12 protein-coding genes are annotated in these 10,105 nt (G+C 66.8%); all 12 read right to left on the bottom strand.

What is annotated here, in order from left to right; all coding sequences use genetic code 11:
- Positions 1-1,272: 1,272 nt before the first annotated feature.
- Positions 1,273-1,713: a hypothetical protein gene (locus ACZ60G_RS41635; RefSeq protein WP_465817582.1), complete on the bottom strand. Its 441-nt coding sequence runs from the start codon at positions 1,711-1,713 to the stop codon at positions 1,273-1,275.
- A 195-nt stretch (positions 1,714-1,908) separates the two neighbouring features.
- Positions 1,909-2,781 carry a DUF2637 domain-containing protein gene (locus tag ACZ60G_RS41630; RefSeq protein ID WP_465817580.1) on the bottom strand — a complete coding sequence of 291 codons (873 nt, stop codon included), beginning with the start codon at positions 2,779-2,781 and terminating at the stop codon, positions 1,909-1,911.
- The gene (locus tag ACZ60G_RS41625) at positions 2,778-2,933 is read right to left on the bottom strand and encodes a hypothetical protein (protein WP_465817578.1); all 156 of its coding nucleotides are present in this window, start codon (positions 2,931-2,933) and stop codon (positions 2,778-2,780) included. Before ACZ60G_RS41625 ends, ACZ60G_RS41630 begins: the two co-directional genes overlap by 4 nt.
- Positions 2,930-4,339, bottom strand: coding sequence for a hypothetical protein (locus tag ACZ60G_RS41620; protein WP_465817577.1), 1,410 nt, complete (start codon positions 4,337-4,339; stop codon positions 2,930-2,932). Before ACZ60G_RS41620 ends, ACZ60G_RS41625 begins: the two co-directional genes overlap by 4 nt.
- Positions 4,339-4,629, bottom strand: a complete 291-nt coding sequence (locus ACZ60G_RS41615) for a hypothetical protein (protein WP_465817575.1) — start codon at positions 4,627-4,629, stop codon at positions 4,339-4,341. Before ACZ60G_RS41615 ends, ACZ60G_RS41620 begins: the two co-directional genes overlap by 1 nt.
- A gap of 47 nt (positions 4,630-4,676) precedes the next feature.
- Positions 4,677-5,324: a hypothetical protein gene (locus ACZ60G_RS41610; protein WP_465817574.1), complete on the bottom strand. Its 648-nt coding sequence runs from the start codon at positions 5,322-5,324 to the stop codon at positions 4,677-4,679.
- 61 nt (positions 5,325-5,385) lie between these two features.
- Positions 5,386-5,871: a hypothetical protein gene (locus ACZ60G_RS41605; RefSeq protein WP_465817572.1), complete on the bottom strand. Its 486-nt coding sequence runs from the start codon at positions 5,869-5,871 to the stop codon at positions 5,386-5,388.
- Positions 5,872-5,873: 2 nt separating this feature from the next.
- Positions 5,874-7,952: a type IV secretory system conjugative DNA transfer family protein gene (locus ACZ60G_RS41600; RefSeq protein ID WP_465817571.1), complete on the bottom strand. Its 2,079-nt coding sequence runs from the start codon at positions 7,950-7,952 to the stop codon at positions 5,874-5,876.
- On the bottom strand, positions 7,949-8,683 hold the full coding sequence (locus tag ACZ60G_RS41595; protein ID WP_465817569.1) for a helix-turn-helix domain-containing protein: 735 nt from the start codon (positions 8,681-8,683) through the stop codon (positions 7,949-7,951). Before ACZ60G_RS41595 ends, ACZ60G_RS41600 begins: the two co-directional genes overlap by 4 nt.
- Before the next feature lie 223 nt (positions 8,684-8,906).
- On the bottom strand, positions 8,907-9,236 hold the full coding sequence (locus ACZ60G_RS41590; RefSeq protein ID WP_465817567.1) for a hypothetical protein: 330 nt from the start codon (positions 9,234-9,236) through the stop codon (positions 8,907-8,909).
- On the bottom strand, positions 9,233-9,526 hold the full coding sequence (locus ACZ60G_RS41585) for a hypothetical protein (RefSeq protein WP_465817565.1): 294 nt from the start codon (positions 9,524-9,526) through the stop codon (positions 9,233-9,235). The genes ACZ60G_RS41590 and ACZ60G_RS41585 overlap by 4 nt, the downstream gene beginning before the upstream one ends.
- A gap of 26 nt (positions 9,527-9,552) precedes the next feature.
- A partial coding sequence (locus ACZ60G_RS41580) for a hypothetical protein (RefSeq protein ID WP_465817563.1) occupies positions 9,553-10,105 on the bottom strand: 553 nt, incomplete at its 5' end.

Genomic DNA, 10,105 nt, shown 5'->3' with positions numbered 1-10,105 from the left:
TCCGACCGCTGTCCGCTGTCCACCTGTCCGTGGTGACCGGGCTGTCCACCGATGGCCGGGTGTCCGACCGCTGTCCGCTGTCCACCTGTCCGTGGTGACCGGGCTGTCCACCGATGGCCGGGTGTCCGACCGCTGTCCGCTGTCCACCTGTCCGTGGTGTGAAGCCGCGGTAGACCTACTGTCCGTAGCCGAGGCACCCACCCCTCTCTGTGCAGGCCTGGCCTCGCCGAGAGCGGGGGTCCGGGGGCGGCGCCACCGTGCGCGGCCGAAGGTCGCGAGGCTGTTCCGCAGTGGAGCGCGGGTTTCGTTGTGGTGGGGTTCCTCTCCGTTTGGCCTGGGGCGTCTCCGATCACGCGAGCGTCGGGTGTCAAGGGTGGCGCTTGCGCCATCGGCGTAGCCGACGCCGTCAGGCGCCCTTGATGCCCGATGGTCGTGTGATAGCCCCAGATCAGGCCAAACGGAGTGGAGCCCCACCACAACGGACCGCGTGAAACGTAGGCGTGAGCGCCAGCTCACGGACCCATCCACGCACGGCGCACCGCGTCACACCACCAGCCCAGCTACCAACTCGCGAACTCTCTAGACCGCAGCTCACGCACACGAATCAGCCACTAGAAGCGGCAGCGAAGCGCGCCGGAAACGTCTACCAACGCAACCAACCACGAAACGCACCGATACCCACCCAACGCAACCAACACAATCTTTTTTCTTTTCTCTCTTTCTCTTCAAATACACCCCCCCACCACCCACCCAACTGTCCCTCCCACCCACCACCTTGGAGATCAAATGCGCACGCAGTGTGTATTTGATCTCCAAGGTGGTGGGTGGGAGGGACACACCACGAAAACCCAGCTCAGGGGGTGTATTTGCGGCGTTGACGCCGTACAAAAAGCATGAATTCTATTCATGACAACACGCCGAGCGTTTCATCATCAACACGCCGAACAACCAAACCGCCGACCTGCACTGATCTTGGTCGGATGAACCGCGGCGCCACCGCCGATCCAACGAGCACCGAAAGAGCAGGGGCCCGCCCCTCAGCGTCCACATTGTGGGTCGTCGGCACGACTGCCTCAAGGGCGCTTCGCGTCGCCTGCGGCGATGGCCTGGCGGCCACCCTTGACCCAGCCACGCCGTCGACCGGCTTCGCTTCGAGAGGGAACGGGCAAAGAGCGGGCTATAGGGGATGACACGTCACACGTACACGAGTTTCTGAGCACGAAAAAGCCCCCGACCCGTGATGGGCCGAGGGCGTGGTGTTCGGGCTGGCGGTCAGTCAGCGGGCGGGGTGTAGGTGCCTCCGTCGTAGATGCGACCGCTGCCTTTTGCAGCTGGTCCGACGTACATGAATCCTTCGATGCGACCGCCCAGGGCCACGCCCTTGACTCCGGCCTCCTGCAGGATGGCCACCAGCGCGGTTTTCACGTCACGGTCAAGGCGCAGCGAGCGCTGTCCGTCGTCATCGTCATCTTCTTCGGCGTCGGTCTGCACGATCAGCACGTTGTCCATGACCGCGCGGCCGGCCTCGATCGGCGACGGTTTGCGGTCTACCCAGTACAGCGGGCGTCCGTCGTTGTCGGTGCGGTGACGGCGCTCCACGGCCACGATCTCGCCGGTGAGCTGGTCACCGGGATTCACGTTCTTGCCGAAGGCGTTGCGTACGCCGCTGCCCATCAGGTCGGCGTTGATCAGGTCCAGGTCAGAAACAGTCATTTCGGTGTCCTCCAAAAGCGTTGGTACGAAGTGGGGAAGGGGATAGCGGGGCAGGCTCGCTGCCTGCCCCTCAAGGGGCTGCTGAAGGGTGGTTGGAGGCTCGCGGGTCAAAGGGTGTCAATCGCGTAGCGACGCCATCGGCGCCCTTGACGCGGGAGAGACCGCCCGTACGCTCGCCCCGAACCACCCGGCACGTCATCCGTTGACCACCTCCAACCCCCGATCGCGGTTCTCAACCGCGAACAACTGCGGCCGTGTCTCGGTGGTCTCGGTGATCTCGACTTGCAGGTATCGGCGAACCGTCCGAGTCGAAACTTCGAGCTGCTCGGCGATCACATCCACCGGCTCGCCCGCAGCGGCGAGTTCCTTGGCCCGAATCACTCGCGCCGGATCTCGTTGCGTCGTAACCGACTTCCGGGCCGGGTACGCGGCCGTGACCGGCTCCAGATCCGCCGCCGCCTGCCGTTCGTGGGCGGCGGGCAATTCCGGTGCGGGCTGCTGCTCGATCGCCCGCGGCTGCTCCGCCTCGGCGACCGGCTCACGCTCGACGCGTTCAACGATGACCCGGTGCGGCTCTGGCGCGTTGTCGACCTGGTCGGCGGACTCGGCAAGCTCGTCCAGGGCATCGCCGATCCCGTCGACAACATCCAGGCCCGCGAGGATCGTCACGCCGTGAGTGGCGATCATCAGCAGGATCGGCGGGACGACCGCGATCGCGGCGATCTGCCACCAGGTCAGCGGATGACCGAGCAGCGTCCACGCGTGCAACACGTTCGCCGCCACGCTGACCAGCACACCGCCGCCGATCACTCGCTGGAACCAGCGGCGAGCAGCGAGAGCCTCGGGTTCTTTCCTGCCTCCCAACGCCATCACTGCCGAGGTCGCCTGGTAGATCGCACCATCGACACACAGCGGCCAAATCCAGGCCAGGTACACCGGGATATGCGCGTCAGCCGCCAGCTTGCCCAGTGCCACCGAACTGAGTACGAACGCGCCGATCACGAGCCCTCGCGCGCACCAGCGCGAGGACTTCAGCGCCCGCAAACGCGCCTGCTGCACCGCGCTCATCGCTCGAATCCCTGCCATTGTGTCCACTGCTCCAATCGGTCCATCTCCAGCGGCGTCGCATGATCCATCCGACTCAGCAGCTCCTCGGCCTCGGTGTGGCCGATGCTGGGTATCGGCGGTGCCTCGACCCGATCGCCGTTCGCCGCGCTCATCGGCTGAACTCCGGCGGCTCCAGGCCGGTCGGCGGCTCCGGCGGTAGCGGGATTTCCGGCGCACCCGGACCGGTGACCTTGCGGGAACCGTTGAACCGCTGCGTCGCTGCCTGGCGAGCGGCCGAGGCTGCGCCCACCAGATCCCGCGACGCCTGCGCCATCGACGGCACGTCCTCCATCGCCTTGTTCAGCCCATCGAGCGCCTCGTTGACCTGCGGCGCGGTCGGCCCGGCCTGCTTGCGCTGCATCGCCTCGCGAACCTGCTGCGAGACATGCTTGCGCTCCCCGGCCGGAGCCTCCGGCGCGTTCGGGCCCTCCGGGGCTTCCAGCGTGTTCGGAGCCTGCGCCGCCTCGGCCGGAGCCTCGGGCGCTGTCGGGGCCGACGCGATTACCTCGCTCGCCGGGCGTTCACCCGACATCTGCCCCGGCACGGGAGCCACCGGGGTTTTCGGGGCGGGCTGCGGCGTCGGGCGAGCTTGCTGGGCCTGGCGTTCCGGGCTGCCATAGCGCTGCTGGGGCGGAGTGTTCTCGGCGATCTTGCGTACCGCCGCGTCTCGCTCATCGCGTACCCGAGTCAGTTCGGTGTGCGCGTCGGTCAGCTCCTGGCCGCGCTGGGCGAGCTGGTCGGCGACCGACTTGTGCTGCTGGCGGGCATCGAGGACCTTCTCACCGAGCTGGGTGAGCTTGACCTGCAACTGATCCCGCTCCAAGTCACGCTCCGCGGCGAGGTTCCGCAGCTGCTGCTCCAGCGCGGCGATCCGCGCGTTCGCGGCCTGATCCTGCGGCGGCATCGGATTCGACCAGTACTGATGCAGGCCCGTGACGGTCGGCGCGGCCGGCCGCTGCGGTGCCTTACGTGCCGAACGGTTCTCGCGACGCTGCTCCAGTCCTTCCTGGACCCGCGAAACCCGCTCGGCCAACCGTGCTTTCAGCGCCGTCATGCCGTAGGGCTTCGGCCCCCACACCGGCCGCTGCTTGACGTTCGGGTTATCGGCGTAATGCGCCGACACCAGCGCCATCACCGCCTGGCCGCGCTCCTCACGGGTCAGATACCCGGCCGCGTGGATCTGCTCGGCCAAGTTGTGACGCTGCTGGGCATGAGCCCACTGAGCCCGCGCGTACTGCTCCGGAGTACCTGGAGCCGACCGGTGCAGATCCAAGCTCAACGCCCTGTGGTTGGTGATCATCTGCTCGACCGCCGCGCGCTGGAACCGCCGCTCGCTGGCGAGCAGCAGTTCGTGAGCGCGCATCGCCTCCCGCAGCTCCCGCATCGCCTCCTTGCGGACCTTGCGCGGGACCTTGGTTTTGCCGGGGTTCTGGCGACGCCAGGCACCGATCGCGACGGTCGCGGCCTGGCCCAAAGTCCGCATCTCGCGGGTGATCTGGTCTACCTCGTTGTCAGCCATTACTGGATTCCTCCCTTTTCGATGGCCCGCCGGATCTGGCGGAGACTGCGGCGACTGCGGATCGCTTCCTCGATGGCCCAGCAGCGGGCCACGAACACCGGGACCGGAGTCACGGCGACGAACGGGTTGACGAAGGCGGCGCAGTCTTCCCATGGCGCGCCCTGGGCACGCAGGTCGCGGATGAAACCGCCGAGGGCGGACGGATCGATCCACTGATCGATGTCCAGACCCGACTCCTCGAACATCTCCCGGTCGTCGGGATCAAGGTCGGCCGGATCGATGTCGGCCATGTCGGGGTCACGCGATGCCGTATCGGCGTATTTCGGGAACAGCAACATCACCGCTCACCCCCGATCTCGGTGTCGCAGCCGTAGACCGAGTCCTTCGGGTCGGGTCCGGTGAACTCCGGGTATTCGCCCGAGAACGGAGGGAACTCGCCGAGATCCGCAGTCACCGGCGGCGTTTGGATCACGACCGGCCGCGTGCGGGCGGCGCGGACGCGGTCGGCGGCGATGTCCAGGCGCAACTGCTCGACGCGCGGGAGCTTCCAGTTGTCGCGTCGGTCCCTGAATTCCTGCTCCAACGCTTCGCAATGCCGGAACCAGGACCCGTCACCGCTGATCGGGTACTGGTAGCGGGATTCCTCGGCGTGCTCGATTTCGGCCACCAGGTCATCCACCGACAGCTCCTGCAGCGAGGTGACCGAGTTCGGCGTCTTCAGCAGCTGCGGGCTGAATCCGGCCAGCACCTGGAGTCGCTGAGTCTCCCGGTCCTGCTTGGCGGCCGAGTACTCGCGGTTCCGTTCGTCGCGTTCGATCTCGATCCGTTCGAGTTCAGCGCGTTCGGCCGGAGACAGACGGTGACGGGCGATCCGCTCGGTCACGTCGCGCCAGGGGTCGATCTCGACCCAGGCGATCAGTCCGGCGAATACAGCTGCACCAGCGGCGATGCCGACAGCGGCGGGGCGAATATCGTTGCGGTTCATAGGGTTTTCTCTCCTGCAATCGGTGAAAATCGGCGAACTCGTGGGGAATCAGGGGGAGCGGTCAGCCCGCTTCGGCGGTGCGGCGCATCGGTGTGGTGATGGCGTGCGCGCCCTTGCCGATGTGGCTGTAGACCGCGACGGCGGCGATCGCGATCCAGCGCGCGCCGGTAGCGATTGCGCGACCGAGCAGCACGACCGAATCGCCCGGGCCGGGGCGACCGGCGGCGGTCCACCAGCCGAACCCGGCCCACCCGATCCCGTAGGCGATCAGAGGACCGGTCAGCGGCACGTCGACCGGGCCGAGCAGCAGGAAACCGACCGTGCCGGTGCCGACGATGCCCGGCGCCCAGATCCGTGCTCGGTCACGCAGTGAATTCGCGTGCTCGACAGTGGGTTTCACCCACACCTCGGCGCGGCCACCGTTCGGGATGAGCGGTGCCGGCATCGAGGCGATGGCCTCGGCGATGCCTTTGTCGTTGTCGAGTTCGGCGTCGTAGGCGGCCAGCACCCACTCGTCGTTGCGGTTCTCGTTCGGGTCGATGCTCATGGTCATGCGCCTTTCGGGAGAGCAGCCGTCTGCACGGCCGGGGAAGGAGTGGAAGCAGCCAGACCCGGAAGCGGGCGTATGGCTGAGGTGTCGAGTACGGAGATGTGGCCGAACCGGGCGACGCCGCCACGGACGTGCACGATGTCGCCGGGGCCGAAATCGGCCATCACGGCCGGGCTGGCGAGGAAGGAATCCTCGGGCTGCACGTTGCCCTCGTCGCCCAATTTGCCGCCGCCGACGATCTTTCGGCTGATCGCGGACTTGCGGCGGGTGCCCATCTTCTCGGCCAGCTGACCTGCGGAGTTCGAGCGCATCGCGAAGATGCCACCGGAGCAGGAGTCGACCAGGCGGTGACGCTGATCCTCGTTCGCGCCCAACCCCATCCAGGACTGGGAGAACCACCCGGAGCCGATACCGGCCGAGCGGAGCAGTTCCACGATCCGGGCCGCGCCGGAATCGCCACACACCTGGGCGAATTCGTCCACGAACAACTGGATGCAGCGGCCGTGGTCGGTGCCCGCGAGCATGGTCAGCATCGCCACCAGGGCACCGAACTGCGCCTGTGCCAGAAGTGGGCTGGTGATGCCTTCCAGGCAGCAGTACACAACGTCGTAGTCGGTCAACTGGGCCGACCCGTCGAACGCTTCGCCCAGCTCACGGGCCAGATTCGCCATCGCTGTGCGCTCGGACGCGAGGATCGGGTTCTTCTCGTTCGAGGTCACCGCAGTGATTGCTGCCAGCTCGTCGGGATATCCGGCCCAGCGCCGCACCAGCACCTTCGGGTCCATGCGGTCCAGGTACTCGAAGAAGTTGGTCGGTGGATCTTCCCCGGCCTCTTTCTTCTCAGCCGGATTCGGGGCGTCGATCACCAAGTGCAGGACGGCTTTGCGCATTTGGAGGTAGTAGGCTTCGGCCGCGTCCATGCTGTCGGTGGTCATGCCCGCACCGATCAGACCCTCGATCCGAGTGGTCAGCAGACGCGCGATGTCCTCGGGCTCGGCATCGCCGCAGTCGAACAGCGACAGTTTGACCTCGTCGGGCCAGGTCACGATCCGCTCTCGCGGAATGCCCAGCTGCTGCGCGGCTTCGCGGATGATCGCAGCGTTGCGGCGGGCATCCTTGGCGCCCTTGATATCGAAGATGAGCGTCAGCGGACGGCCCGGCCGATCCGCGCGCCACCACTGCCGATGCCGCCGCCACGCAGTCGCCCAGAACGCGATCACCGACCGGTTCAAGAACGTGGTCTTGCCGGAGCCGGGGTTGCCGACGCCGACGAAATGCTCACGCATCGCCAACCACGTCACGGTGAACAGCGACTCGTAACGCCCGCTCATACGACCGGCGACCGAGCGGGCCGGGGTCGTGGATGACACGCTCGCCGCCCGACCGATCACCGGCTGAGGAGACGCCGAACCCGACACCAGCGGAAGCGCTGTCGCCGACATGCGCGTGGCCGCTGCCATCTCCCGGCGCCGCCGCGCCCACATCGCCCGCTCGGTGCGAGCCGGGGACTTGAACCCGCGTGTTTCGCGCTGATCGGTGTGACGGGCCAGCAGATATGACGCTGCCGCCCACCCGGCCGGAACCGTCGCGATCGCCGCCGTCGCCGCACCCTGCACCGGCATACCGGCGGTGATCTCCGCGATCGCCTGGGTGATGTCATCACGCGGCCCGGACCATCCATCGATGAACAACGACGCACCCGGCAACGCGCACGCACCGAACATCATGTTGCGCAACCGGATCGGCGTCCAGGTCCACAACCACGATGCCGCCAGTGCGCCCGCGGTAACCGCCGCGACCGAACCGCCCAGTACCCCGGCCACACTCAACGCGTCCAGCACGCCATCGGAGCTGAAATCGGGCAGATGCAGCCCGTCCAGATGCGCGAGCGGGCCGGTGTGCGCGCCCGGAATCGGCGGAGCGTGCGGAGTGATATCCGGAACGACATGACCATCGGCCGGGGCCTGCTCGTGCACGGGTACCTGCACGGTCGCCGTGGACGGCACCGCGCATTCCTTCCGGAAATCGATCGCCAGGCAATCCGGCGGCGGGCTCTGCAAGTAGTTGAAGTCGTTCATGCCGCACCTCCAGCAGCGGAAAGACCAGGCGCGGTGTCCTCGTCCTCATTGGGTTTGGGATTGAGCAGCCCGTCCAGTGACCGGACCGAGAATTGGGTGTCCTTGGTCGAGATCCGCAGCGTGGCTTGGGCTGCTGCCTGCACACGCGCGGTGACCTCGGTGGTCGAGCAGTAGTAGATGAGGTCATGCGCGTCAGCGGTTTTCGCCGCCGTGTACGCGGCCACCACGGTCTTGTGCAGGTCGGCGGAACCCTTGCGGGTCAGCTCCACCTCGATCGCGTGCAAACGTCCGAGGTCATCGGTCCAGTGCCCGTCATGCAGGTGCGGACGCTCACCGCCAAACACCACCGGCCGGTACGCCGAGCTGCGACGCAGCACCCGCTCACTGATCCAGGTGTCCTGGACGCCAGGCTCGTTGCCCGCCAGCGCCAGCCGCACTCGTGCGGTCAACATCAGATGGCTGGCGTCCTTCGGCCCCGGAATCCATGTGTCGCAGTGGAATCCGAGCAATGACGTCGCCACTGTCGCGGTCGGCACTACCCACTGCGACCCCGGCACCGGGCGCATCACCTCCTGAGCGACCAGTCCAGCCTCACGCCAACGCCTGACCACCCGGTAGGCGTTGGGCTCGCTGGTACCCAGCAGCGCCGCCAGCACCGACATCGGAACGCCACGCATCTCCGCCACCCACTGGATCGCCCACATATCCCGAGGCCCCATGCGCGTGCTCATCGGCCTGCTCCCTGCCCTGCTTCACAGCGGCACGACGCATCCGGGCCACCAACTCGGACGATCAGCGACAGCACCTCATTGCGATCGACGCGGATCGAGTGCTCACCCACGCGGTACTCAGTGAGCCTGTTCTCACCGATCCATCGGCGAATCGTCGGTCCGGAAAAGCCGATGAGCCGCGCAGCGGCACGCAGACTGATCAGGTTTTGAGGGTCTGGAATGCTCATCGCGAGAACCCCTCCCAGACGCCGTGGTCGATGTGCGGGGCCGTGATCGTCAGCTCAGTGACGTTGCCCGCCAACACCTTCAGATCAGGACGCCTCGGCCCCGCCGTCGGCGTTGCGGTGCGGCGAGGACTCGCCGCCGACCCACGCCGGGCTCGTTTCGTACCGAAACGCTCCATCGCCGCCGCTGTCGCCAACCGCTCCATATCCGCGTCGTAGACATGCATCGACTCGCGATCGAGCAAGTCATCGACCTGACGGCTCATTGCGGTGAGCTCCGCACGCAGACGCGCGATCTCAAGATCCTTCTTGCGAGTGAAGATGCTCATCGGGTGAACCCTCCTTCCCATGGCGCGGCGATCGGCTCACGCTCGATTTCGGTGATCTCGGCTTCCGAGAGGTATTGCTGCGGAACTGGTTTCAGCGGCTCTCCGGAACTGAGCCACTGACCAACCCGCCGATTTGGAGTCTTGACGTGCTGCTCCGGGATTTGGACGCGAAGCACACGCGCGGTGTGCCCTGACTTTCTGGCGGCTTCGGCCAGATGCGGCATCTGCGTGATCGGCACGAACACAGTCCGCGTCGGCGGTTCCTGCTGCGATTGCTGCTGTTCCGGCACGGGCGGCCGGACGCTTCGACGGCGGCTCATCGGCTGAATCCGTCCCAGCCGCCCCACACCGGCTCATCGGCGATGTCCAGCGCCGCGAACGGCGAACGCTCCAGTGCCCCAGGCGCTTCGCGTTGCTCGGTAAGAGCCGAAGACAGGTCTTCGGGGATCTGCGCGTAGGCCCGAACCGCCTCGATCGCCTCGTCCGGGGTGGGCAGCTCGCCGGGCTCGTTGCCGAGATCGAGGCTCATGATGTCCTCGCCGACCGAATCGACGCCGTCGTAGACCTGAGCGAAGTAAGTTCCCAAGCCGCGGTCCCAACCGATGTAGACCTCGCGATCGGGAACGCTGTCGTCGATAGAGGCCAGACGGATGCGGTTGTTCATGGTCGTAACTCCTTGGATGTCGCCCGCCTCGGGCGTGGTGATGTCGGTCCATCCCGGACCCAGATCCCCGACCTGCTCGAACTCGGCGCGATCCACGCCGTGGCGCTCTGCCGCGCGCAGCTGGCGCTCATGAGTCGCCTTCTCCAAAGCGGCCAGCTGCGCGGGCGTCGCCTGCCGCTTGTCGGCGGCAAGATTGATGTCGTAC

This window comes from Nocardia sp. NPDC102475 (assembly GCF_055584605.1).
Note: the sequence above shows the minus strand (reverse complement) of the source record. Positions and strands in the feature narration are given on the sequence as shown.